The sequence below is a fragment of the Bradyrhizobium sp. SEMIA genome, assembly GCF_014844175.1.
In the GTDB taxonomy this organism is placed as follows: Bacteria; Pseudomonadota; Alphaproteobacteria; order Rhizobiales; family Xanthobacteraceae; genus Bradyrhizobium; species Bradyrhizobium arachidis.
The window spans coordinates 8115586-8139012 of record NZ_CP046601.1 but is presented as its reverse complement, the minus strand read 5'-3'; the positions used below and the strand labels follow the sequence as shown (position 1 = coordinate 8139012).

Annotated in this window: 19 protein-coding genes and 2 pseudogenes; 13 read left to right on the top strand and 8 right to left on the bottom strand. The window is 65.0% G+C overall.

The annotated features are described in order from the left end of the window. Positions 1-58 precede the first annotated feature (58 nt). On the top strand, positions 59-502 hold the full coding sequence (locus FOM02_RS39045) for a MarR family winged helix-turn-helix transcriptional regulator (protein WP_025576502.1): 444 nt from the start codon (positions 59-61) through the stop codon (positions 500-502). Between the two features lie 323 nt (positions 503-825). On the opposite strand, the gene secA is transcribed toward FOM02_RS39045, so the two are convergent. After that, the gene (gene secA / locus FOM02_RS39040; RefSeq protein ID WP_027563460.1) at positions 826-3666 is read right to left on the bottom strand and encodes a preprotein translocase subunit SecA; all 2841 of its coding nucleotides are present in this window, start codon (positions 3664-3666) and stop codon (positions 826-828) included. Positions 3667-4019: 353 nt separating this feature from the next. Between secA and FOM02_RS39035 the strand changes: the two genes are divergently transcribed. Next, positions 4020-4952: a peptidylprolyl isomerase gene (locus tag FOM02_RS39035; protein WP_027563461.1), complete on the top strand. Its 933-nt coding sequence runs from the start codon at positions 4020-4022 to the stop codon at positions 4950-4952. A gap of 101 nt (positions 4953-5053) precedes the next feature. Beyond that, positions 5054-6295, top strand: a complete 1242-nt coding sequence (gene argJ / locus FOM02_RS39030; protein ID WP_027563462.1) for a bifunctional glutamate N-acetyltransferase/amino-acid acetyltransferase ArgJ — start codon at positions 5054-5056, stop codon at positions 6293-6295. Positions 6296-6451: 156 nt separating this feature from the next. Here argJ and FOM02_RS39025 read toward each other — a convergent pair whose 3' ends face one another. Next, positions 6452-7810: a TadE/TadG family type IV pilus assembly protein gene (locus FOM02_RS39025; protein WP_027563463.1), complete on the bottom strand. Its 1359-nt coding sequence runs from the start codon at positions 7808-7810 to the stop codon at positions 6452-6454. A 139-nt stretch (positions 7811-7949) separates the two neighbouring features. Between FOM02_RS39025 and FOM02_RS39020 the strand changes: the two genes are divergently transcribed. Continuing rightward, positions 7950-8360, top strand: a complete 411-nt coding sequence (locus FOM02_RS39020; RefSeq protein WP_027563464.1) for a (deoxy)nucleoside triphosphate pyrophosphohydrolase — start codon at positions 7950-7952, stop codon at positions 8358-8360. Positions 8361-8474: 114 nt separating this feature from the next. On the opposite strand, the gene FOM02_RS39015 is transcribed toward FOM02_RS39020, so the two are convergent. Continuing rightward, positions 8475-9344: a methyltransferase domain-containing protein gene (locus FOM02_RS39015; protein ID WP_181411731.1), complete on the bottom strand. Its 870-nt coding sequence runs from the start codon at positions 9342-9344 to the stop codon at positions 8475-8477. Positions 9345-9544: 200 nt separating this feature from the next. On the opposite strand from FOM02_RS39015, the gene FOM02_RS39010 reads away from it, so the two are divergent. From FOM02_RS39010 to FOM02_RS38995, 4 genes and pseudogenes are all read left to right on the top strand, one after another. Further along, entirely contained in the window at positions 9545-10354 is an 810-nt protein-coding gene (locus tag FOM02_RS39010) for a ComF family protein (protein WP_027563466.1), read from the top strand. A 35-nt stretch (positions 10355-10389) separates the two neighbouring features. After that, positions 10390-10665: a glutaredoxin 3 gene (gene grxC, locus FOM02_RS39005; protein WP_027563467.1), complete on the top strand. Its 276-nt coding sequence runs from the start codon at positions 10390-10392 to the stop codon at positions 10663-10665. Beyond that, the gene (locus tag FOM02_RS39000; protein ID WP_027563468.1) at positions 10662-11540 is read left to right on the top strand and encodes a carbon-nitrogen hydrolase family protein; all 879 of its coding nucleotides are present in this window, start codon (positions 10662-10664) and stop codon (positions 11538-11540) included. Before grxC ends, FOM02_RS39000 begins: the two co-directional genes overlap by 4 nt. Further along, positions 11537-11954 (top strand): annotated as a pseudogene (locus tag FOM02_RS38995) (DUF1178 family protein). The gene FOM02_RS39000 and the pseudogene FOM02_RS38995 overlap by 4 nt, the downstream one beginning before the upstream one ends. A 114-nt stretch (positions 11955-12068) precedes the next feature. On the opposite strand, the gene FOM02_RS38990 reads toward FOM02_RS38995, so the two are convergent. From FOM02_RS38990 to FOM02_RS38980, 3 genes are all read right to left on the bottom strand, one after another. After that, entirely contained in the window at positions 12069-12968 is a 900-nt protein-coding gene (locus FOM02_RS38990) for an EamA family transporter (RefSeq protein ID WP_027563470.1), read from the bottom strand. Between the two features lie 274 nt (positions 12969-13242). Continuing rightward, complete coding sequence (ubiG, locus tag FOM02_RS38985; RefSeq protein WP_027563471.1) at positions 13243-14016, bottom strand: bifunctional 2-polyprenyl-6-hydroxyphenol methylase/3-demethylubiquinol 3-O-methyltransferase UbiG; 774 nt, start codon at positions 14014-14016, stop codon at positions 13243-13245. Between the two features lie 14 nt (positions 14017-14030). Beyond that, a complete protein-coding gene (locus tag FOM02_RS38980; RefSeq protein WP_027563472.1) occupies positions 14031-14498 on the bottom strand; it encodes a PH domain-containing protein in 468 nt (155 codons plus the stop codon). Positions 14499-14648: 150 nt separating this feature from the next. Here FOM02_RS38980 and FOM02_RS38975 point away from each other — a divergent pair, with 150 nt between their 5' ends. The 3 genes and pseudogenes from FOM02_RS38975 to prfA all read left to right on the top strand — a co-directional run bounded on the left by FOM02_RS38975 (position 14649) and on the right by prfA (position 19668). Next, a complete protein-coding gene (locus FOM02_RS38975; protein ID WP_027563473.1) occupies positions 14649-15905 on the top strand; it encodes an aspartate kinase in 1257 nt (418 codons plus the stop codon). Between the two features lie 353 nt (positions 15906-16258). Then, positions 16259-18526 (top strand): phosphoenolpyruvate--protein phosphotransferase, encoded by a 2268-nt coding sequence (gene ptsP / locus FOM02_RS38970; RefSeq protein ID WP_027563474.1) that lies wholly within the window; start codon positions 16259-16261, stop codon positions 18524-18526. Between the two features lie 57 nt (positions 18527-18583). Then, positions 18584-19668 (top strand): annotated as a pseudogene (gene prfA / locus FOM02_RS38965) (peptide chain release factor 1). Between the two features lie 8 nt (positions 19669-19676). On the opposite strand, the gene FOM02_RS38960 reads toward prfA, so the two are convergent. Continuing rightward, entirely contained in the window at positions 19677-20159 is a 483-nt protein-coding gene (locus FOM02_RS38960; protein ID WP_027563476.1) for a MarR family winged helix-turn-helix transcriptional regulator, read from the bottom strand. A 121-nt stretch (positions 20160-20280) separates the two neighbouring features. Further along, positions 20281-20781 (bottom strand): hypothetical protein, encoded by a 501-nt coding sequence (locus tag FOM02_RS38955; protein WP_265440991.1) that lies wholly within the window; start codon positions 20779-20781, stop codon positions 20281-20283. A gap of 329 nt (positions 20782-21110) precedes the next feature. Here FOM02_RS38955 and FOM02_RS38950 point away from each other — a divergent pair, with 329 nt between their 5' ends. Then, a complete protein-coding gene (locus FOM02_RS38950) occupies positions 21111-22445 on the top strand; it encodes a substrate-binding protein (protein WP_027563478.1) in 1335 nt (444 codons plus the stop codon). A gap of 99 nt (positions 22446-22544) precedes the next feature. Then, positions 22545-23420 carry a branched-chain amino acid ABC transporter permease gene (locus FOM02_RS38945; RefSeq protein ID WP_027563479.1) on the top strand — a complete coding sequence of 292 codons (876 nt, stop codon included), beginning with the start codon at positions 22545-22547 and terminating at the stop codon, positions 23418-23420. Positions 23421-23427 lie beyond the last annotated feature (7 nt).

Here is a 23427-nt window from a genome sequence, read left to right as displayed (position 1 = left end):
TAGATGCAGCATTGATTGCAAGACATTCACTCATTTGGGTCAAGACGAAGTCTTAGCCGTGGCAAAACCGTCGAAAGAAAACTCCCCGATCACCGAACACCTCGCTTACCTGCTCGCGCAAGCCAACCGGGAGATCAACCGGCAGCTCGAACTGCGGTTGAGCAAGGAAGGCGTGCCAGTGGAGCAGTGGCGCATCCTGAAAGTGCTGTCGGATGGCAACGGCCATTCGATGGGCGAGCTCGCCGATGCCGTGCTGCTCAACCATCCGACGCTGACCAAGATGATCGACCGCATGGTCTCCGACACGCTGGTCTATCGCGTGCAGGACCCGAACGATCGCCGCAAGGTGCTGATGTTCATCTCCGACCGCGGCAAGGTGCTGTGCAAGAAGCTCAACTCGCTCGCGGTTGATCAGGAGGAGCACATCCTCGAGAGCTACGGCGACAAGTCGACGAGCGAATTGAAGCGGCTGCTGGAGAGCTTGATCGATAGTTCGAATTGAAGGGCGCGTATCGCCAAGTTGCGACGTAGCCAACCAAGCGAAGACTGTTGTCCCGGCGAACGCCGGGACCCATAACCACAGGACGTGGTTGTTTCAAAGATTAGTAGTTACGCTTCCTCGCGCGGTACGACGACTGCGCACCTTCGATAGATTCCGCGGTATGGATCCCGGCGTTCGCCGGGACGACGGCGGAATGTGCAGCAGCGCAATCGCACATAGCTGACGCCGCCGCGTACCGGGTCGCCCGGTCAAGCCGGGCGACGACAGCGGGAATTGAGGCGCGAACTTCGCGCCTCATGCGCGCTCGATAACGCAGCTAGCAGCTACGCATACCGCCCGTGGCAGTGCTTGTACTTCTTGCCACTGCCGCAGGGGCAATCCTCGTTGCGGCCGACCTTGCCCCAGCTGGCCGGATTCTTGGGATCGCGGAGCGCGGCGTCGGTGGCCTGCGGGGCGAGGGTGACGCTGGCGAGGGCCATCTCGTCTTCGCCGGTGTTCGGGTCGAACTTGTGCGCTTCCATCGCCGGCAGCACCGGGGCTTCCTGCTCCGGCGGGACGATCTCGACGCGCATCAGCTGCGCCGTGACGGCCTCGCGCAGATGCGCGCTCATCTCCTGGAAGAGATTGAAGGCCTCGGTCTTGTACTCCTGCAACGGATCGCGCTGGCCGTAGCCGCGCAGGCCGATGACCTGGCGCAGATGGTCGAGCATGATCAGATGCTCGCGCCAGAGATGGTCGAGGGTCTGCAAGAGGATGGTCTTCTCGACGTAACGCATCACGTCGGGGCCCCATTGCGCGACCTTGGCGGCCATGTGCTCGTCGGCCTTGGTCTCGATGCGGGTCAGCAGCTCCTCGTCGGCGATGCCTTCTTCCTTGGCCCAGTCGTCGACCGGCAGGTCGAGATCGAGCACGCGCTTCAATTCTTCCTTCAGGCCGGCGACGTCCCACTGCTCGGCATAGGCATGCTCGGGCACGTGCTTGGCGACGAGGTCGTCGATGAAGGCGTGACGCATGTCGGTGACGGTCTCGGCGACGCTCTCGTCCTTCATCAGGTCGACGCGCTGGTCGAAGATCACCTTGCGCTGGTCGTTCTGGACGTTGTCGAACTTGAGCAGGTTCTTGCGGATGTCGAAGTTGCGCGCCTCGACCTTCTGCTGCGCCTTCTCCAGCGCCTTGTTGATCCAGGGATGGATGATCGCCTCGCCCTCCTGCAGGCCGAGACGCTGCAGCATGCTGTCGAGACGGTCCGAGCCGAAGATGCGCATCAGATCGTCTTCCAGCGACAGGAAGAACTTCGAGCGGCCGGGATCGCCCTGACGGCCGGAACGGCCGCGCAGCTGGTTGTCGATGCGGCGGGATTCATGGCGTTCGGAGCCGATGATGTAGAGGCCGCCCGGCTTCTTCACGGTCTTGGCGGGCTTTGAACCCTTCGCCGGCTCGAGCTCGACGGTCTCCTCGGCCTTCAGCACGATGTCGCGGAAGTGCTCGATGTCGGCCTTGATCTGCTCGATCTTCTTGGCCTTCTCGGCCTCATCGGTGATCCCGGCAGTCTCCTGCTGGAGGCGCATCTCGAGCGAGCCGCCGAGCTTGATGTCGGTACCGCGGCCGGCCATGTTGGTCGCGATCGTGATCGCGCCGGGCACGCCGGCTTCCGCGACGATGTAGGCTTCCTGCTCGTGGAAGCGCGCGTTCAGCACCGCGAACAGCTTTGCCTGCTTGCCGGCGCGGGCGGCGGCATAGAGCTTGTCGAGCGCGTGCTCCTTGCCGAAGTCGATCTGCTTGTAGCCGTTCTGCTTCAGGAATTCGGCGAGCACTTCCGACTTCTCGATCGAGGCGGTACCGACCAGCACCGGCTGAAGCCGCGAGTTCGCCCGCTCGATCTCGGCAAGGATCGCCTGGTACTTTTCCTTCTGCGTGCGGTAGACCTCGTCGTCCTCGTCGAGGCGCGCGATCGACAGATTGGTCGGGATCTCCACGACCTCGAGCTTGTAGATGTCGAACAGCTCGTCCGCTTCGGTCGCGGCCGTGCCGGTCATGCCGGCCAGCTTCTCGTACATGCGGAAGTAGTTCTGGAACGTGATCGAGGCCAGCGTCTGGTTCTCGGGCTGGACCTGGACGTGCTCCTTCGCCTCCAGCGCCTGGTGCAGGCCTTCCGAATAGCGGCGACCCGGCATCATGCGGCCGGTGAACTCGTCGATGATGACGACCTCGTTGTCGCGGACGATGTAGTCCTTGTCGCGGGTGAACAGCGTGTGGGCGCGCAGCGCCTGGTTGATGTGGTGCACGACGGAGACGTTCTCGACGTCGTAGAGCGACTCGCCCTTGAGCTGGCCGGCATCGCGCAGCAGCGTCTCGATCTTCTCCATGCCGGCTTCGGTCAGCGTCACCGTGCGCTGCTTCTCGTCGACCTCATAGTCGGTCTTGTCGAGCCGGGGCAGGAAGCCGTCGATGGTGTTGTAGAAATCGGAGCGGTCGTCGAGCGGGCCGGAGATGATCAGCGGCGTGCGCGCTTCGTCGATCAGGATGGAGTCGACCTCGTCGACGATGGCGAAGAAGTGCGGCCGCTGGACCATGTCCTCGAGCCGGTACTTCATGTTGTCGCGCAGATAGTCGAAGCCGTATTCGTTGTTGGTGCCGTAGGTGATGTCGCAGGCATAGGCCGCCTTGCGCTCGGCATCGTCGAGGCCGTGCACGATCACGCCGGTAGTCAGGCCGAGGAAGCCGTAGATCTGGCCCATCCAGCCGGAGTCGCGGCGGGCGAGGTAGTCGTTGACGGTGACGACGTGGACGCCCTTGCCGGCGAGCGCGTTGAGGTAGACCGCGAGCGTTGCGACCAGCGTCTTGCCTTCGCCGGTCTTCATCTCGGCGATGTCGCCCTCGTGCAGCACCATGCCGCCGATCAGCTGGACGTCGAAATGGCGCTGGCCGAGCGTGCGCTTGGCCGCCTCGCGCACGGTGGCGAAGGCGGGGACCAGGAGGTCGTCGAGCGTCTTGCCCTCGGCGAGCTGCTTCTTGAACTCGGCGGTGCGGGCCTTGAGGGCCTCGTCGGAAAGCTTCGAGACTTCGGGCTCCAGCGCGTTGATCGCGTTGACGCGGGACTGGTATCCCTTCACCCGCCTATCGTTGGAGGAGCCGAAAAACTTGCGGGCGAGCGCGCCGATCATGACCAGTTCCTGTGTTCGCGATTTAACCGCGTGGCAGCCAAAAGGTTGTCACCCGCCTGCCTATCAACTCACCGTGACGCCTGATGGCGCCAGAGCCCGGACTGCGGGGGTCGTCCGCCATATGGGTGGGAATTGGGCAAGTCAGGGTTCAACGGCCAAAAACGCAGCAAAATAAACGCCATCGCCATGGACGCGACCGGGCAGAGATATGGCCGGGTCCGAGCCTTGTCAACGGCGGCCGCATTGCGGCTAATTCATCAAATTGACAGACTTTTCGCGTTGCAAAGGCCCCCTGAATTGGGCGAGTGTCCGCCCCGCTCGAGCAGCCCCCTGCTTCAACAAAAGGATTTTCCATGACCACCTCGTTCCCGGTAACCACCGGCCAGCGTTTCCGCCTTGCTTCCGCCCTGGCTGGCAGCCTCGCTCTGGCGCTGACCCTGGCGTTCGCAGGCCCGCTCCGGGCCGCCGACGATCCGGTGCTGGCGAAGGTCAATGGCGCCGAGATCAAGAAGAGCGACGTCGCCATGGCCGAGGAGGAACTCGGACCGAGCCTCGCGCAGATGGACCCAGCAACCAAGGACGAAAACGTCCTTTCGTTCCTGATCGACATGAAGATCGTCTCCAAGGCCGCCGAGGACAAGAAGATCGCGGACAGCGAGGAGTTCAAGAAGCGCCTGGCGTTCGCCCGCAACCGCCTGCTGATGGACAGCCTGCTCGCGGGCGAGGGCAAGGCCGCGACCACCCCGGACGCCATGAAGAAGGTTTATGAGGAGGCCTCCAAGCAGATCACCGGAGAGCAGGAGGTGCGCGCCCGCCACATCCTGGTCGAGACCGAGGACGAGGCCAAGGCGGTGAAGGCCGAGCTCGACAAGGGCGCCGATTTCGCCGAGCTCGCCAAGAAGAAGTCCAAGGATCCGGGCTCCGCCGACGGCGGCGACCTCGGCTTCTTCACCAAGGAGCAGATGGTGCCGGAATTCTCGGCCGTGGCATTCGCGCTGGAGCCGGGCAAGATCTCCGACCCCGTCAAGTCGCAGTTCGGCTGGCACATCATCAAGGTCGAGGAAAAGCGTAACCGCAAGGCGCCGGACTTCGAGCAGGTCAAGGCCCAGATCGAGAACTACGTCACCCGCAAGGCTCAGGCCGATTACGTCGCCAAGCTGCGCGCTGAGGCCAAGGTCGAGCGGATGGACCAGGCCGACGCCTCCAAGGATGCCAAGCCGGACGCCAAGCCGGCCGACGCGGCGAAGCCCTCCGACAGCAAGATGGCTCCGCCCGCCAAGAAGTAAGAATTCGCTGTCACTTCGGTGACGTGAAGAGTATCTAAGCCTTCGTGATGCCCGGCCTCGTGCCGGGCATCTGCATATCCAGACCTCACCAAGGCGCCCCGATGTCCTCAACCGTCTCCCCGCTCGCCCCGAAGAACGTTCCCGACATGCCCGTGATCGCGGGGGTCCGTCTCGCGACGGCCGAGGCCGGCATCCGCTACAAGAACCGCACCGACGTGCTGCTGGCGGTGATGGACAAGGGCACCGCGGTCGCGGGCGTCTTCACCAAGTCGAAGTGCCCGTCGGCGCCGGTGGAATGGTGCCGCGCCAAGCTGAAGGGCGGCAAGGCGCGCGCGCTGGTCGTCAATTCCGGCAATGCCAATGCCTTCACCGGCAAGACCGGCCGCGCCTCCACTGCGCTGACCGCGAAGATCGCGGCCAAGGCGGTCGGGTGCAGCGAAAGCGAGATCTTCCTGGCCTCGACCGGCGTGATCGGCGAGCCGCTCGACGCGACCAAGTTCGACGGCGTGCTGGGACGCCTGGCTGAGACCGCCGAGCCCGGCGACTACCTCGCCGCGGCCAAGGCGATCATGACCACCGACACCTTCCCCAAGGTCGCGACTGCGACCGTCAAGCTCGGCAAGGCCAAGGTCACCATCAACGGCATGGCCAAGGGCGCCGGCATGATCGCGCCCGACATGGCGACGATGCTGTCCTTTATCTTCACCGATGCGCCGATCGCCCCTGCCGCGCTCCAGGCCTTGCTCAAGGCCGGTGTCGAGGACACGTTCAACGCCGTGACGATCGACGGCGACACCTCGACCTCCGACACGCTGCTGGCGTTCGCCACCGGCGCTGCCGCCGCGCACGGCGCGCCCAAGATCAGCCGCGCCAGCGACCCGCGTCTGAAGGCGTTCGTCAAGGCGTTCAACCAGATCCTCGCCAACCTGTCCGAACAGGTCGCCCGCGACGGCGAAGGCGCGCGCAAGCTGGTCGAGATCACCGTCGAAGGCGCCAAGACCAAGGCGTCCGCGCGCAAGATCGCGATGTCGATCGCCAACTCGCCGCTGGTCAAGACCGCGATCGCCGGCGAGGACGCCAATTGGGGCCGCGTGGTGATGGCAGTCGGCAAGGCCGGCGAGCCCGCCGACCGCGACAAGCTCTCGATCTCTTTCAACGGCATCCGCGTCGCCAAGAGCGGCGCACGCGATCCCGACTATGACGAGGCCCAGGTGTCGGAAGCGATGAAGGCGCCGGAGATCGCGATCAAGGTCTCGCTCGGCCTCGGCAAGGGCCGCGACCGCGTCATGACCTGCGATCTCACGAAGGAGTATGTGGCGATCAACGGGGATTACAGGTCTTGAGTCTTCTCCCTCTCCCCGTGCTTACGCGGAGAGGGTTGGGGTGAGGGGCCTCTCTCCACACGTGAGATCGTTGAGGGACCTGTACCCCCTCACCCGGAATCCGCGCTACGCGCGAATTCCGACCTCTCCCCGCAAGCGGGGAGAGGTGAACAAGTCTCACCCCGAAATCCGCGCGTCGGCGACGGCCTTCTTGAACAGCGCGTTCATCGCATCCGAGATGCCTTGGGTCGGGCTCACCTCGAAATAGAGGCCCGGCGAGGCGCAGGCCTGCATGTTCTGCGCGATCTTGCTGTTCGGAGACGGCCCCCACGTCCCGGCGTTGAAGGGGGCGATCCATGTGCTGTACCAACTGTCGGTCGGGGGTTGATATGTTGTGTACAGCACCGCGATCTTGATACCCCGGTCCTTGAGCGTCTTGCAGAGCGCCGGATTGATCGGCGACTGACAGCGGTTTGTTGGGGTGTAAAGTGGATACGCAGCGGATGAGACGCTACACATCGTCTTGCCCGAGTTGGTCTCGTCGGCGACGCCATCCGATACAAGGAACAGATATTTCAGCGGTGAGGCGGATGTGCCGGGTCCCGGCGAGGCGATTTCGTTATTGATCGCAGGAAAAATGGTGGTGAAGGGCGTATCTTTGTCGGCAGTATAAGCGTCATTCTGACCGGCCACCGCCATCAGGTCGATGCCTCCCGCCGCGGTCTTGGCGGATGTCAGGCTCGACGAGAGCGAAAACAGATTTCTCAATCCGATCGTGGCTGACGCACCGCCGAAATCGTAGATCGCCATTCTGAACTGGTTCGTGTAAGTCTGCGTGTTCCTGGCTGTGTCCATCAAGTTCGCGCTCGCCTGGCGCACCACGTCGATTCGGGTCGTGATGCCATTTGCTTTGGCAATGTCGTAGTTGCTTGTGCCGGCCGCCTTGGTGGTGTCGTGACACGCGAATGCGCATCCACCTGTCCTTGCCTGCATATTCGTGATGTCCGCCGGCGTCGCCGCCACGCCCATCGAGGGCGAATTGTCCAGCAGGAGGTAGAAGTCGACATAGAGCGGCATGGTGGCCGTCGAGGTCGACGTGCCGGTGAGGGCCAGCGAGGTCTTGCCGATCACACCGAGGAACATGGTGTTGACGGTGGCGCTGAACGTGACAGTCGAGGTGACGGTCGAGCCGCTCTTGACCACGGTCGGCGTGACGGTGCCGGGCGTATAGCCGGTCAGATTGGCAACGTTGGCATTGAAGATGTTCTGCGCGTCGGTGACGCCCACCGCGATCGAGCCATCCGAGGTCATCGTGCCCGCGGCGGCAAACGCCGGCGAGGCCTTGGCGATCGAGCCGACGCTGGCCGCATCGGCCGCAGCCTGAAGCTTGGACCGGATCTGCGTCGCGCGCGAGTAATCGACCGCGCAGCCGACCACCGTGATCAGGGGAACGCAGGCCAGCGCGAAGATCACCGCGATGTTGCCACGCCGGTCGCGGACGAAATGGCATAAGAGAGTGGGAAACGCAGCGCGCATAGCTCGGGTCCAGAGTGGTTTTAGGAGTTCCCACCCTAGGAACCGACGATTAAATATGACTTATGGGGTTCCCGGAAATGCGGCCGCGACGCAGTTAACGAACCGTTACGGATCATCTTCAGTGAGCAATATTTTTGGCATGGCCGATCTCAAACTGACATTAGTGGTGGCCTGCGCGCTGGTCGACGCTGACAAGCGCGTCCTGATCGCGCAGCGCCCCGAGGGCAAGGCGCTGGCGGGCCTCTGGGAATTTCCCGGCGGCAAGCTCGAGCCGGGCGAGCGGCCGGAGCAGAGCCTGATCCGCGAGCTCCATGAAGAGCTCGGCATCACCGTCGCCGAACCGTGCCTGGCCCCGCTGACCTTTGCGAGCTACGGCTACGAGACGTTTCACCTCCTCATGCCGCTCTACATCTGCCGGCGTTGGGAAGGGCTGGTCACCGCACGCGAAGGCCAGAACCTCGCCTGGGTCCGCGCCAACAGACTGCGCGACTACCCGATGCCGCCCGCGGACATTCCGCTGATCCCGCATTTGATCGATTTGCTGATGTGAGCACGGACCTCATCCTGAGGAGACCGCGAAGCGGTCGTCTCGAAGGATGGCCACACGGCAAGAGCCGGGCCTGCATGGTTCGAGACGGCGCTGACGCGCCTCCTCCCATGAGGATCACTCTTTCCCCGCCTTCTTGACCGCCTCCGCCAGACTCGCTTTCGCCGATCCCGGCTTGAGCGGCTGCTGCTGGCTCGCATGCGGGGCCCAGCCGGACAGCCAGATGATGTCGAATGTCGCGCGAATGCGGCCGTCGGCATCGGCAAAACGCTCGGCGTAGATTTCGGCCATCCGCAGCAGCGTGGCGCGACGGCTCGGCGCGCGGCGGCGCTCGATCAGCACATTGGCCGCGCCCATGCGGCGCAGGTCCTGCATCAGCGCGAACGCATTGCCATAGCGCACCACGACGCGGTCGACATCGGTCACCGGCAGCGCAAAGCCGGCCCGCTGCAACAGCGCGCCGATGTCGCGAAGATCAGCGAACGGCGCCACGCGCGGCGACACCCCGCCCTCGCATTCGGCTTCCGCCGCGGCAAAGGCTTGGCGCAGCTCGGTCAGGCTGTCGCCGCCGATCATCGCGGCGAGCAGCAACCCGTCCGGCTTCAGCGCGCGGCGGATTTGCGCCAGCACGCCCGGCAGGTCGTTGACGAATTGCAGCGCCAGTGCAGAGACGACGAGATCGAGACTTTCCGGCGCGAAGGGCAATTTCTCTGCGCCCGCCGCATCGAGCGCGATCCGCTCGATGGAAGGAAGCCGCGCCCGCAGCCCCGCAAGTCCCTCCCCGGGTGTCCAGAGATCGACCGGCGCATGAAACTCCCGCATCACCGCGGCCAACCGGTCGGACATATCCTCGGCAACACGATCGAGCAGGAATGTGACCCCGCCCTGCGCCTGCGTGCGCCGTTGCCGTGCATGCAGCAAGGCGCGATCGAACAAGGCGGGCGGGATTTGCGGGGTCTGGGCCATGCCGCTGGTTACGCCGATCATGCTGGGCATTGCAATCGCTCTCGTGTCCCGGACGCGGTGCGGCACGAAGTGACGCTCCGCAGAACCGGGACCCATGCTTCTGCGCGCACAGCTTCTGGGCCCCGGCTCAGCAGCGCACCACTGCGCGATGCGCTGCGTCCGGGGCACGAGACCGAATTCCGCCGCTTGAGCCGAATATCGCTCGGCGCTAGCCTTCCCTCATGGAAGCCGAAAGTGCCCCTGCCCGTTCCATCGCCGCACCACTGCGTGCCGCATGGACCGCCGGCCGCCACGTGCTGGCGCGGGCGGCCCGGCTTGCGCTCGACATCGCGCTGCCGACGCTGTGCGTCTCCTGCCGCGAACCGGTCGATGGCGAAGGCGTTTGCGCCTCGTGCTGGGCCGAGCTGTCGTTCATCGAACGGCCCTACTGCCCGCGGCTCGGCATTCCCTTCGTCTATGACCCCGGCCCCGAGATGCTGTCGATGGAGGCGATCGCAAGCCCGCCGGCTTACCAGCGCGCGCGAGCCGCCGTGCGCTATGACGACGTCGCCCGCACGCTGGTGCATGCGCTGAAATACCAGGACCGCACCGATCTGGCCCCGGCGATGGGCCGCTGGATGGCGCGCGCCGGAGGCGAGCTGCTCGCAGGCGCCGACATGCTGGTGCCGGTGCCCCTGCATTGGCGGCGGGCCTGGCGCCGCCGCTACAACCAGTCCGGGGCGCTGGCGCGCATCATCGAACGGCAGAGCGGGGTGAAAGTAAGGGCCGAGGTGCTGCGCCGGGTGCGCGCCACCGAGCAGCAGATCGGGCTGTCGCGAGCCCAGCGCGCCACCAATGTGCAGGGCGCATTCCAGGTATCCCGCGACCATCAGGCCGAGATTCAGGGCCGCCGCATCATCCTGATCGACGACGTCCTGACCACGGGTGCGACGCTGGACGCCTGCGCGCGGGCCCTGCTCCGCGCCAAAGCGGCCCAGATCGACGTGCTGGTCTTCGCCCGGGTTGTCGAGAGCGGCCCCCGTCCCATATAATTCAATGAATTCATGACATGAAAGCGCTGGACGAGATGACCGCTGCTGTCGAGATCTACACGAGGCCGGGTTGCGGCTATTGTTCCGCCGCGAGGTCCCTTCTGACCCGGAAGAAGGCGACCTTCGCGGAGTTCGACGTCGCCAAGAACCCGTCCTGGCGTCAGGAGATGTACGACCGCGCCGGCGAGGGCTCGACCTTCCCGCAAATCTGGATCGGCGGAACCCATGTCGGCGGCTGCGACGAGCTTTATGCGCTCGATCGCGAGGGCAAGCTCGACGGTCTGCTCGAAAGCGTGAAGGCCGTCTCATGAGCGACAACAGGACCTTCACCGCCGCGATGGTGCAGATGCGCACCGGCCTGATGCCCGGCCCGAGCCTCGAACAGGCCACCAGGCTGATCCGGCAGGCGGCGGCCAATGGCGCCGATTACGTGCAGACGCCCGAAGTCAGCAACATGATGCAGCTGAACCGCAAGGCGCTGTTCGAGCATCTGCAGAGCGAGGAGGATGACGCCTCGCTCAAGGCCTACCGCGCGCTCGCAGCTGAGCTGAAGATCCACATCCATGTCGGCTCGCTGGCGCTACGCTTCTCGCCTGACAAGGCGGTCAACCGCTCCTTCCTGATCGGGCCCGAGGGCAACGTGCTCGCGAGCTACGACAAGATCCACATGTTCGACATCGAGCTGCCGGACGGCGAGAGCTATCGCGAATCCGCCAATTACCAGCCGGGCGAGACCGCCGTGATCTCCGACCTGCCCTGGGGCCGCGTCGGCTTGACGATCTGCTACGACGTACGCTTCCCCGCGCTTTACCGCGCGCTGGCCGAGAGCGGCGCCTATTTCATCACGGTGCCGTCGGCCTTCACCCGCAAGACCGGGGAAGCTCATTGGCACGTGCTGCTGCGCTCGCGCGCGATCGAGACCGGCTGCTTCATCTTTGCCGCCGCCCAGGCCGGCCTGCATGAGAACAAGCGCGAGACCTATGGTCATTCGCTGATCATCGATCCCTGGGGCGAGATCCTCGCCGAGGGCGATGTCGAGCCCGGCATCATCATGGCGAAGATCGACCCGGCGAAGGTCGAGACCGCCCGCCGCGCGATCCCCTCGCTCCAGCACGGCCGCCGCTTTGGCGTCGCCGATCCCAAGGCGGGGCCGGATCACCTGCACCTCGTGCGGGGATCAGCATGATCCGCTACGCACTGCACTGCGACCGCGGCCACGACTTCGAAAGCTGGTTCCAGAGTTCGTCCGCCTACGATTCGCAGGTGAAGCGAAAGCTCGTGACCTGCCCGATCTGCGGCTCGGCCAAGGCCGGAGCCTGCGGCTGCGACCACGCCCGAGGCTGCGCCGTCAGGGCCGACCTCGCTGCTGATGGCGCAGGAGCGCGAGCTGCGCACCAAGCTGAAGGAGCTGCGCGACCACATCGTCAAGAACGCCGACAATGTCGGCGAGCGCTTCGCCAACGAAGCCCGCGCGATGCATTACGGCGACAAGGAGCACCGCCCGATCTACGGCGAGGCCTCACCGGAAGAGGCGAAGTCGCTGATCGACGAAGGTATCGAGGTCTCGCCGCTGCCGACGCTGCCGGAAGACAGGAACTGAGGCGTCCCTTCTTCGTCATGGCCGGGCTTGACCCGGCCATCCACGTCTTTCTTTCCTACAGCACGAAGAACGTGGATGCCCGGGACAAGCCCGGGCATGACGGCGGCTGAGAAGTCAGGCCCCCACCAGCAGCGCGACGCCCGCCACGATCAGCACAATCCCAAAAATCTCGCGCGGCGCGATCGGCTGCTTGAACGAGTAATAGGCGACGCCTTGTGCGAACAGCACCTCGATCAGCGCGAGGGTGCGGACATTGGCGGCGGCCGTCAGCGCGAAAGCCAGGAACCAGAACTGCGAGGCGAAGGCGCCTGTGAAGCCCGCCAGCATTGACGGCCGCCACATCCCGAGGATGCCCCGCAACACGTCCGGTGCACGCCAGAGCAGATAGATCGTCAGCACCAGCGTCTGCACGAACAGGCCAAGCACCAGGGTGAAGGACGAGGCCGTCACGAACGACACGTTCGGCACGGTGATGATGGCGCCGCGGAAGCCGACTGCGGAGAGTGCGAACGCCGCGGCCGCGACGAGGCCGGTGATGGTCGGCTTCAACTCGGCAAAGCTCTTCTCGCCGCCGGGCCGCAGCGCGGTGATGACGACGCCGATTGTCGCGATCAGGATCGCCAGCACCTTCAGCCAGGTCAGGTGATCGCCGAGGAAGACGAAGCCGAAGATCGCGGTCTGGATCGCCTCGGTCTTGAGATACGCCGTCGTCACCACGAAGGAGCGGTCGTTCATTGCGAGCAGCATCAAGCCGGTTGCGACGATCTGGCTGAGCGCCCCGAGCAGCAGCCACGGCCAGAACGCGGTCGGCGGCATGCCGATATGATCGCCGGTTGCGACCAGCACCACGCTTAAGAACAGCAGCGAGAACGGAAAGCCGAACAGGAAGCGGATGTTGGTCGCGCCCCAGGTCCCGAGCGGCTTGGTCAGCGACCGCTGCATCGCATTGCGCGCGACCTGCCCGAGCGCGGCGATGACGGTAAAGGGAATCCAGAGGCTGGTGACGGTGAGCATGAGGGGGTGGCTAATGCAGGAAGGGCGGGGCCAACCTGCAAGCTGAGGCGCATGCGGTCAACCGCGGGGATGTCATGGGAGCGATGCTCTCGCAACAAATACCGCCGTCGTCCCTGCGAACGCAGGGACCCCTAACCCCAGGGAGCAATTTGGCGACCGCTGCCAACCCACGCATCCAACACCGCGCCCCACCGATGGATTCCGCGGTATGGGTCCCTGCGTTCGCAGGGACGACACCATTTGTGGAGATACAGCTCGCGCCTTACTCGCCCCCTCACACCATCCCTTCCGCCACCACCATGTAGTTCACGTCCATGTCCGACGAGAGCGACCATTTGTCGGCGAAGGGGGAGTAGACGACGCCGGTCTGCTCCGTGATGACGAGGCGGTTGTCGAGGAGGTATTTCGTCAGCTCGTCCGGGGTGACGAACTTATTCCATTCGTGGGTGCCGCGCGGCAGCCAGCGCAGGACATATTCGGCGCCGACGATAGCGAGCGCAAAGCTCTTCCAGTTCCGGTTCAGCGTCGAGACCACCATCAGCCCGTTCGGCTTCAGCATCGCGGCGCAGCGCTTGAGGAAAACGCCGACATCGACGACGTGCTCGACCACTTCCATCGCCAGCACGATGTCGAAGCGCTCGCGCGGGTCGATTTCCTCGACCGTGGTGCAGCGGTAGTCGATCGCAAGATGGCTCTTGTCGGCATGCAGCTTCGCCGCGGCGATGTTGCTGGCCGACGGATCGACGCCGATGACTTGCGCGCCGAGACGCGCCAGCGGCTCGCACAAAAGGCCGGCGCCGCAGCCGATGTCGAGCACGCGCAAGGACCCGAGACAATTGAGGCTGCGCACATTGCGCTCGAACTTGCGGCAGGCGGCGTCGCGGATATAGCCGAGCCGCAACGGGTTGATCCGGTGCAGCGGCGCCATCTTGCCCTTGGGGTCCCACCACTCCACGGAGAGTTTCGAGAATTTCGCGATCTCGGCGGCGTCGACGGTCGAGCCCGGCTGGGCGGTTGCGGTGGCGGAGGTGTTTTGCTGCATGCTCATGGTTACGCGCGGTCCTACCGCGTGGTGATCGAACTACGGAAGGCGAGCGGCGAGGCGATGGTCCGGATGGTTTCGCGGCCTTCGCCGACGCCGTTGATGGTCACGTCGCCGTAGTTGAGAATACGTCCAAGAATCGACTGGTTGACGTCGACACTCTCGACCTTGTCGAGCGCCATTTCAAAGGTGCGGCGCTTGATGAACCCGGTCTTGTGCACAACCCTGAGGTTGGTGACGTCGGTCTCGGTGGTGAAGCGGTGGAACCAGCCCTTCAAGGTCCAGAACAGGGCCGCCAGAGCCACCACGCCCGCGGCGATGAGACAGAGAATCACGAGCCCGTCGACCGCGGTCTGCCGCGACAGAAGCAGAAGGCCTAGGGCCACGATCCAAGCCACGATCGCCGGAAAATAGAAGATCCAGTGCGCATTGGTCGAATACAGCACCCGCTCGCCGGGCTGCAGGATTTCGTCAATATAGCGCGCCATGACCTCGGTTAACCCATTGTCCGGATTGGGCCCCACAGGAACCCGCTTGCCCCCGGCCCCGCCCCTCTGTATACGCGCGGTCGGTATCCCCTGGCATCCGTCCAGCGCGGGTCACCATACTGATCCTTATGAAGGAATGCACGCGTCGTCATGAGCCGCCTCGTGATGAAATTCGGCGGCACGTCCGTCGCCAACATCGAACGTATCCGCAACGTCGCACGCCATGTGAAGCGTGAGGTCGATGCCGGCCATGAGGTGGCCGTGGTCGTCTCGGCGATGTCCGGCAAGACCAACGAGCTGGTGGCCTGGTGCACCGAGGCCTCGCCGATGCATGACGCGCGCGAATACGACGCCGTGGTCGCCTCGGGCGAGCAGGTCACGTCCGGCCTGCTTGCCATCGTACTCCAGGGCATGGGCATCCAGGCCCGCTCCTGGCAGGGCTGGCAGATCCCGATCAAGACCAGCGACGCCCATGCCTCGGCCCGGATCGAGGACATCGACGGCCGCGAGATCATCAAGCGCTTCCAGGAGCGCAAGGAGGTCGCGGTCATCGCCGGCTTCCAGGGTATCAACCCCGAGACCAATCGAATCACCACGCTCGGCCGCGGCGGCTCCGACACCTCGGCCGTCGCGGTTGCCGCGGCCGTCAAGGCCGACCGCTGCGACATCTACACCGACGTCGACGGCGTCTACACCACCGACCCGCGAATCGTGCCGAAGGCGAAAAGGCTCGACAAGATCGCATTCGAGGACATGCTGGAACTGGCCTCCCAGGGCGCCAAAGTGCTCCAGGTCCGCTCGGTGGAACTCGGCATGGTCCACAACATGCCGATCTTCGTCCGCTCGAGCTTCGACAAGCCCGAGGATATCGACCCGCATGCCAACCAGCCGCCCGGCACGCTGATCTGCAGCGAGGAGGAGATCATGGAAAGCCACGTCGTCACCGGCATCGCCTTTTCGAAGGACGAGGCCCAGATCTCGGTGCGCCAGATCGAGGACAAGCCGGGCGTTGCCGCCTCCATCTTCGGCCCGCTGGCGGATGCCAACATCAACGTCGACATGATCGTGCAGAACGTGTCCGAGGACGGCAAGACCACCGATCTCACCTTCACCGTGCCCGCCGCCGACTACACCCGCGCCAGGGACACGATCACCGCCGCCAAGGACAAGATCGGTTATGCACGGCTGGATACAGCCACCGACGTCGCAAAGATCTCGGTGATCGGCAGCGGCATGCGCAGCCATGCCGGCGTCGCCGCCCAGGCGTTCTCGGCCCTCGCGGGACGGAATATCAACATCCGGGCCATCACAACCTCCGAGATCAAATTCTCGGTCTTGATCGACACGGCTTACACCGAGCTTGCGGTGCGCACCCTGCACACGCTCTACGGCCTCGATCAGGGCTGAAGCCCCCCCATCATCGCGCTTCAGATTGTCGTTTGAGCATGGTCTTTCCGGAAAACCGCTTCGCACTTTTGCGGACCATGCCTGGGCTAATTTTCTCTTAGCGGTCGCAGCAAACGTGAAGGTGTACACACCTTCGCGTTTGGCAGGCGTTTTGCTTGGCAAAACAAGCCTCAATTCGCTATACGGCGAACAGGGTGGGCTGCCGCAGACTGTGTCCCAGTTCAGGCCGCTGATTCGGTGCAAGCGAAGGTTTGCGCCTGCGCCGGACAAACAATTTGGTTGTTTTTCTGGAATTTTAGGCCAGCCGCCGGCCGATACCGCCGGGCCCGGCAGACGGAGGAGATTGACGGTTCATGCGGAGCGCGTCGGGAGGTCCCCGCGTCTTGTTGAGACGGCTCCGCGAAACCATGGCGGAGCAGGTCTCGGCCCAGGAGCGGCTGGACAAGATCGTGGTGCTGATCGCCGCCAACATGGTGGCCGAGGTATGCTCGGTCTATGTGCTGCGCATCGACAACACGCTCGAGCTCTACGCCACCGAAGGCCTCAACCGCGAGGCGGTGCACCACACCGTGCTCAGCGCCCATGAGGGCCTCGTCGGCCTCGTCGCCAGCGAGGCGACCCCGCTCAACCTGAGCGATGCGCAGAGCCATCCGGCCTTCTCGTTCCGCCCCGAGACCGGCGAAGAGATCTATCACTCCTTCCTCGGCGTGCCGATCCTGCGGGCCGGCAATACGCTCGGCGTGCTGGTCGTTCAGAATCGCGCCAAGCGCAACTATGTCGAGGAGGAGCTCGAGGCGCTTCAGACCACCGCGATGGTGCTGGCGGAGCTGATCGCCTCCGGCGAGCTGTCCGCACTGGCCCCGCCGGGCATGGAGCCCGCCGCGCGCCATTCCGCGCAGAAGGTCGGCGCCATCCTGTCGGAAGGCATCGCGCTCGGCCATGTCGTGCTGCACGAGCCGCGCGTCGTCATCAAGGATTACATCGCCGAGGACCTGCCGAAGGAGGTCAAGCGGCTCGACACCGCGCTTGCCAAGCTGCGCGCCGATCTCGACCGCATGCTGGAGCGCGGCGACGTCGCGGAGGGCGGCGAGCACCGCGAGGTGCTGGAAGCCTACCGCATGTTCGCCAACGACCAGGGCTGGTCGCACAAGCTGCACGAGGCGGTCGCGACCGGCCTCACGGCGGAAGCCGCCGTCGAGCGCGTGCAGTCAGACACCCGCGCGCGCATGCTGCGCTCGACCGATCCTTACTTGCGCGACCGGCTGCATGATCTCGAGGATCTCGGCTACCGCCTGATGCGGCAGCTGGTCGGCCAGGACCACGCGCCCTCGCGCGAGCAATTGCCCGACAACGCCATCGTCATCGCGCGCGCTATGGGCCCCGCGGCGCTGCTCGACTACGACCGCAAGCGCCTGCGCGGCATCGTGCTGGAGGAAGGCACCGCCAACTCCCACGTCTCGATCGTGGCGCGCGCGCTCGGCATTCCCGCCGTCGGCGAGGTGCCGAACGCGCCGGGTATCGCCGATCCCGGCGACGCCATCATCGTCGACGGCACGTCGGGGTCGATCTATGTGCGTCCGTCGCAGGAGATCGAGGCCGCCTTTGCCGAGCGCGTGCGCTTCCGCGCCCGCCGCCAGGCGCAGTACCTGGCGCTGCGCGATCGTCCCTGCGTCACCAGGGACGGCCAGAAGGTCGAGCTGATGATCAACGCAGGTCTTGCGATCGACCTGCCGCATATCGAGGACACCGGCAGCGCCGGCATCGGCCTGTTCCGCACCGAGCTGCAATTCATGGTCGGCCAGAGCCTGCCGCGCACCAGCGACCAGCTCGCGCTGTATCGCACCGTGCTGGATGCGGCCGGCACCAAACCCGTCACCTTCCGCACCCTCGACATCGGCGGCGACAAGGCGCTGCCCTATATGGAAGCCGTGATCGAGGAGAATCCCGCGCTCGGCTGGCGCGCGATCCGGCTTGGGCTCGATCGTCCCGGTCTGCTCCGCGGCCAGATCCGCGCACTGCTGCGCGCCGGCGGCGGCCGTGCGCTGCGCATCATGTTCCCGATGATCTCGGAGGTCGCTGAATTCGACTCCGCCAAGGCGCTGGTCGAGCGCGAGCTCACTTACCTGCGCCAGCATGGCCACACGCTGCCTGAAAGGATCGACATCGGCACCATGGTCGAGGTGCCGGCGCTGCTGTACCAGCTCGACGAGCTCCTGAAGAAGGTGGACTTCATCTCGGTCGGCTCCAACGACCTGTTCCAGTTCCTGTTCGCGGTCGACCGCGGCAATGCCAAGGTGTCCGAGCGCTTCGACACCATGTCGGCGCCGATCCTGCGCGTGCTGCGCGAGATCGCGCGCAAGTCGAACGCCGCGAAGAAGTCGCTCTCGCTCTGCGGCGAGATGGCCTCCAAGCCGATCGGCGCATTGGCGCTGATCGCGATGGGCTATCGCTCGTTGTCGCTGTCGGCGACCGCGCTCGGCCCGGTCAAGGCGATGGTGATCGACCTCGACGCGAAAAAGGCCGAAGCGATGCTCAATCCGCTACTGGATGCGCCCTCCGGCAGCATCTCGATCCGGCAGAAGCTGACGGAATTTGCCGAGGCCGAAGGCCTGGCGTTGTAGCGGGCCTGCCGCCCCTTCCCGCCGCCGCGCCGCTTTCCGCACTTTGAGACTGAACCGATGTCGTCACTCCCCGAAGCCAAACTGGACGTCCTGCTCGCGCATCATGCTTCGCTCGAGGCTGAATCGCTGGGCCAGCTCGCCTCCGAGCGCTATGTGCAGATCACCCGCGAGCTCGCCGAGATCACCCCGCTGATCGAGGCGGTGAAGGCCTATCGTTCTGCGGTCAAGGAGCTCGCCGACACCGAGGCGCTGATCGCCGATCCCGCGACGGATGCCGAGATGCGCAGCATGGCGGAGAGCGAGCGCGACGAGCTGACGCCGAGGATCGAGGAGCTGGTCCAGAAGATCCGCGTGGCGCTACTGCCCAAGGACGCCATGGACGACCGCAACGTCATGCTGGAAATCCGCGCCGGCACCGGTGGCGACGAGGCCTCGCTGTTCGCCGGCGACCTGTTCCGCATGTACGAGCGCTTCGCCAGCTTGCAGGGCTGGAAGGTCGAGGTGATCTCGGCGAGCGAAGGCACCGTCGGCGGCTACAAGGAAATCATCGCGGAGGTGCAGGGCCGCGGCGCGTTCTCCAAGCTCAAATTCGAATCCGGCGTGCACCGGGTGCAGCGCGTGCCCGACACCGAAACGCAGGGGCGCATCCATACCTCCGCCGCCACCGTCGCGGTGCTGCCGGAGGTCGAGGACGCGACGTCGACATCAAGAACGACGACCTGCGCATCGAGACCATGCGCGCGCAGGGCGCGGGCGGCCAGCACGTCAACAAGACGGAATCGGCGATCCGCATCACCCACATCCCGACCGGCATCGTGGTGATGATGCAGGACTCGCGCTCGCAGCACAAGAATCGCGCCTCGGCCATGAACATCCTGCGCTCGCGCATCTACGACGCCGAACGCCAGCGCGTCGATGCGGCGCGCTCGGCCGAGCGCAAGGAGAAGGTCGGCTCCGGCGATCGCTCCGAGCGCATCCGCACCTACAATTTCCCGCAAGGTCGCGTCACCGACCACCGCATCAACCTGACGCTCTACAAGCTGCCGCAGGTGATCGCGGGTGAAGCGCTGGGCGAATTGATCGACGCGCTGACCACCGAGCATCAGGCCGCGCAGCTCGCGGCGCAAGGCGCTGCGGCCTGAGCCCGCGTTTAGGCGTCGCTGGGCGCCCGGAAAGACTTCAAGAGTCGATTCAACGCCGGGCTGGCGGCGCGGCGAAGCTCCTCGAGATTCTTCCGCGAGAGTGCCTGGAGCTTCTGCTCGCCCTTCTTCGTCAACTTGAGATGAACTCGCCTGGCGTCTTCCGGGTCGGCGACGCGGCTGACCAGCCCGAGCTTCGCGAGGCGGTTGATCAGCTCGACAGCGGAGTGATGCCGGATCAGCAGGAACCGCGCGACGTCACCGACTGTTGCGGGGCCTGGACGGACAAAGCCCTTGATGCCGAGCAGCGCCTGGTGCTGCGTGGGGGTCAATCCTTGCTGTGCTGCCGCCGCCTCGCTGAACGCCAGAAAGCTCCGGATCTGATAGCGGAATTGCGCCAGCGCCGCGTAGTCGGAGTCGCGCATGGTCCGGTTGCTTGAAGACCGTGCAGGCATCGCCGCCGTGGAGCGTTGCGCCTTCTTCGCCTGAACCATGCCGTGCCGCCTCCGCCCTTGCCGCCCGGCAATGCGGGCAGCTTAGCCAAAAGTAGCAAGCAGCGGCCGCCGTACAACCGGCGGGCAGCGGAGATGCACAAATATCGGCGCTTGCAGCCGCCTATTCGAAGCTGGACAGCAGGATCTTGACCAGGATGACCTGAAACGCGATCGGGATGCGGACGCTCTTGCGCCGGATCGAGCGCTGGAGCGCGCTGACGATCTCCGCACTGGTCAGGGCCCCCGTCGACGCATTGGTGATCAGCTCCGCCCACATCTCCGACAACGAGCCGCCGGACCGGATCACGGGTTTGATGGTCACGCCACAGCCCTGCGCCCAGTCGACGATCTCCCGCACGGTGTGAGGCCCGCAATTGCGCGCGGTCGCGAGGCGCTCGGCCGTCAGCGCGCGCAGCAGCTCGCGCGAGGGCGACCAGTTTCCTTTCGGCGGCTGCTCGCCGGTGAGCTCGACCGCGAGCTCCTTGAGGACGTTCTGGGCGCGCACGCTCAGTCGCTTCATCGGCGCCGGCGCACGCTTGGCCTGAACGGAGCCGACGGCCGGACCTCGCTCGCGCCGGACTGCGGCGCCGCGCGCTGGTCGCCTGCCTCTCCGCTTGGCCACGCAGCCTCCTGCCGCTCCGCCTCCTGCGACCAGGATCGTTGCTTCCGGACACCCGCCACTGTCGTCTGCCGCGCCATTTCGCTCGCCGAACCCGCTCGCCTCGTACTCACAAAGACTAATATATATCGTGATCCGATATGTTTTCACGACATAATTTTCGTCGTTCGACCAAAGGCGAAATTGACAGAAGGTGTTCACAAGCAATGCTTACGGCCAAGAACTACACGCGGATGTGACGTGCCCGGCGGGGGCAGGCCAAGCGAGGCCGGTTGCCGCCGGACAGGTCGTGTTTGGCCTGCAACCAAGAACGATGTTCGGAGGAAACGATCATGACTGACAAACTCATCCGCCGTGGCCTCTCGCGCCGCGGCCTGCTGCAGACGACCGCAGGCCTGATCGGCGGCTCGATGCTGCCGGCGCTGCCGGCCTTTGCCGAGGACAAGCCGGCGATCGGTTCCTATCCGGCTGGCGTGTCGGGTTCCACCGCCTTCATCGGCATCTCGGTGCCGCGCACCGGCACCTATGCCGTGCAGGGCGAGGACGAGCTCAAGGGCTATCAGCTCGCGATCGAGCACATCAACAGCGGCCACGACCTGATCAAGAAGATCTCGCCGAAGACCAGCAAGGGCGTGCTCGGCAAGGAGCTCAAGTTCGGCGTCGCCGATTCCGCGGCCAAGCCCAACGAGGCGGTGCAGGCGCAGCAGCGCTTCATCAGCGAGAACAAGGCGATCATGATCACCGGCGGCACGTCGAGCGCCGTCGCGGTCGCGCTCAACAAGCTCGCCCAGCGCGAGCACGTGCTGTTCGTGTGCGGCATCTCCGGCTCGAACGACACCACCGGCAAGGACTGCGTCCGCTATGGCTTCCGTCAGAACTTCTTCGGCCAGACCGCGGCCGCGGCGATCGGACCGGTGATGGTGAAGGAGTTCGGCAAGGGCAAGAAGGCGGCCTATCTCACGCCCGACTACACCTACGGCCACACCGTCACCAAATCGATGCAGGACTTCCTCGCCACCGCCGGCTGGACCACCGTGACCAACCAGGTCGCCCCGCTCGGCGCGCCCGACTATTCCTCCTATCTGCTGAACGTCGCGAACTCCGGCGCCGACGTCCTCATCAACGTCAACTGGGGCCACGACGCGGTGCTGTCGACCCAGCAGGCAAAACAGTTCGGCGTGCTCGACAAGATGAAGCTGGTGGTCCCTTACCAGGTGCCCTTCATCGCGCGCGAGACCGGCGGCCTGATGCAGGGCGTCTACGCCGCCACCGACTATTGGTGGACGATCGAGGACAAGTTCCCGCTGGCCAAGATGTTCAACGAGGCCTTCGAGAAGAAGTACGGCTACAAGCCGGAATGGGGCGCGGAGAACGCCTATGTCAGCTTCGCGCACTGGGCCCGCATGTGCGAGGAAGCCGGCAGCTTCAATCCGCCCGACGTGATCAAGGCCTATGAGAAGGGCGAGACGCTGCCCTCGCTGGTCGGCGACGTGCATTACCGCCCCGAGGATCACCAGTGCGTCCGCCCGGTGATCATCGTCAAGGGCAAGCAGCAGAAGGACATGAAGAACAAGGAAGACTGGTACGACGTGGTCGAGATCGTCCCGGGCGAAGGCCTGATGCAGAAGCCGGACGCGTTCGGCTGCCATCCCGGCGACTACACTTGAAGCCGGACTAACCCCTGTGACGCCGCGGGACGCACTCTGGTCTTGCGGCGTCACCTTTTTTGACGCGCGCTGCTCTCGCGTCTCAACGGCGATCATTGCATGATTAGTTGGCCCAATCTCGTTTCGCAGCTCTTCAACGGGCTCGCGCTCGGCGCGCTGCTGGCGCTGATCAGCTCCGGCCTGACCATCATCTACGGCACGCTCGGCGTGCTCAACCTCGCGCATGGCGCGATGTTCATGATCGGCGGCTATGCCGGCTTCGTCACCTACCAGTACACGGAATCCTTTGTCCTCGCCGTCATCGCGGGCTCGCTGTTCGTGATGCTGCTCGGCGTCGTGATGGAACGCGTCATCATCCGCCACTTCTATCACCGCCCGCACGAGGACCAATTGCTGGTGACTTTCGGGCTCGGCATCTGCTTCGTCGAGCTCGTGCGCCTGATCTTCTCGAGCCAGTCGCAGATCGTGCCACCGCCGGCGCTGTTCCAGGGCATCACCAATCTCGGCTTCATGTTCTATCCGACCTACCGCCTCGCCGTGGTCGGCATCGTCGCGATCGCGCTCGGCGCGCTGTTCCTCGTGCTGTACCGGACCCGGCTCGGCATGATCGTGCGCGCCGGCATCGAGGATTCGGTGATGGTCGATTCGCTCGGCATCAACGTCTACCGCGTCTTCATGGTGGTGTTCGGCATCGGCGCGATGGCCGCCGGCTTTGCCGGCATCGTCAACGCGCCGGTGGTGTCGCTGACCCCCGGCATTGGCGACGACATCCTGGTCCAGACCTTCGTGGTGGTGGTGATCGGCGGCGTCGGCTCGTTCCCCGGCGCGATCCTCGGCGGCCTGATCGCCGGCGAGATCATCAGCGTCACCTCCATGTTCAACCCCGGCTATGCCTATGTGATGCTGTTTGCGGCAATGACGCTCGTGCTCGTGGTGCGACCGCATGGCCTGCTCGGCGTCCAGGGCCGCGAGTAAGCGATTT

Coding starts and splice junctions, on each gene's coding strand:
- secA (WP_027563460.1), bottom strand. CDS start 3,666: ATGATCGGCGCGCTCGCCCGCAAGTTTTTCGGCTCCTCCAACGATAGG.
- FOM02_RS39035 (WP_027563461.1), top strand. CDS start 4,020: ATGACCACCTCGTTCCCGGTAACCACCGGCCAGCGTTTCCGCCTTGCT.
- argJ (WP_027563462.1), top strand. CDS start 5,054: ATGTCCTCAACCGTCTCCCCGCTCGCCCCGAAGAACGTTCCCGACATG.
- FOM02_RS39025 (WP_027563463.1), bottom strand. CDS start 7,810: ATGCGCGCTGCGTTTCCCACTCTCTTATGCCATTTCGTCCGCGACCGG.
- FOM02_RS39020 (WP_027563464.1), top strand. CDS start 7,950: ATGGCCGATCTCAAACTGACATTAGTGGTGGCCTGCGCGCTGGTCGAC.
- FOM02_RS39015 (WP_181411731.1), bottom strand. CDS start 9,344: ATGATCGGCGTAACCAGCGGCATGGCCCAGACCCCGCAAATCCCGCCC.
- FOM02_RS39010 (WP_027563466.1), top strand. CDS start 9,545: ATGGAAGCCGAAAGTGCCCCTGCCCGTTCCATCGCCGCACCACTGCGT.
- grxC (WP_027563467.1), top strand. CDS start 10,390: ATGACCGCTGCTGTCGAGATCTACACGAGGCCGGGTTGCGGCTATTGT.
- FOM02_RS39000 (WP_027563468.1), top strand. CDS start 10,662: ATGAGCGACAACAGGACCTTCACCGCCGCGATGGTGCAGATGCGCACC.
- FOM02_RS38990 (WP_027563470.1), bottom strand. CDS start 12,968: ATGCTCACCGTCACCAGCCTCTGGATTCCCTTTACCGTCATCGCCGCG.
- ubiG (WP_027563471.1), bottom strand. CDS start 14,016: ATGAGCATGCAGCAAAACACCTCCGCCACCGCAACCGCCCAGCCGGGC.
- FOM02_RS38980 (WP_027563472.1), bottom strand. CDS start 14,498: ATGGCGCGCTATATTGACGAAATCCTGCAGCCCGGCGAGCGGGTGCTG.
- FOM02_RS38975 (WP_027563473.1), top strand. CDS start 14,649: ATGAGCCGCCTCGTGATGAAATTCGGCGGCACGTCCGTCGCCAACATC.
- ptsP (WP_027563474.1), top strand. CDS start 16,259: ATGCGGAGCGCGTCGGGAGGTCCCCGCGTCTTGTTGAGACGGCTCCGC.
- FOM02_RS38960 (WP_027563476.1), bottom strand. CDS start 20,159: ATGGTTCAGGCGAAGAAGGCGCAACGCTCCACGGCGGCGATGCCTGCA.
- FOM02_RS38950 (WP_027563478.1), top strand. CDS start 21,111: ATGACTGACAAACTCATCCGCCGTGGCCTCTCGCGCCGCGGCCTGCTG.
- FOM02_RS38945 (WP_027563479.1), top strand. CDS start 22,545: ATGATTAGTTGGCCCAATCTCGTTTCGCAGCTCTTCAACGGGCTCGCG.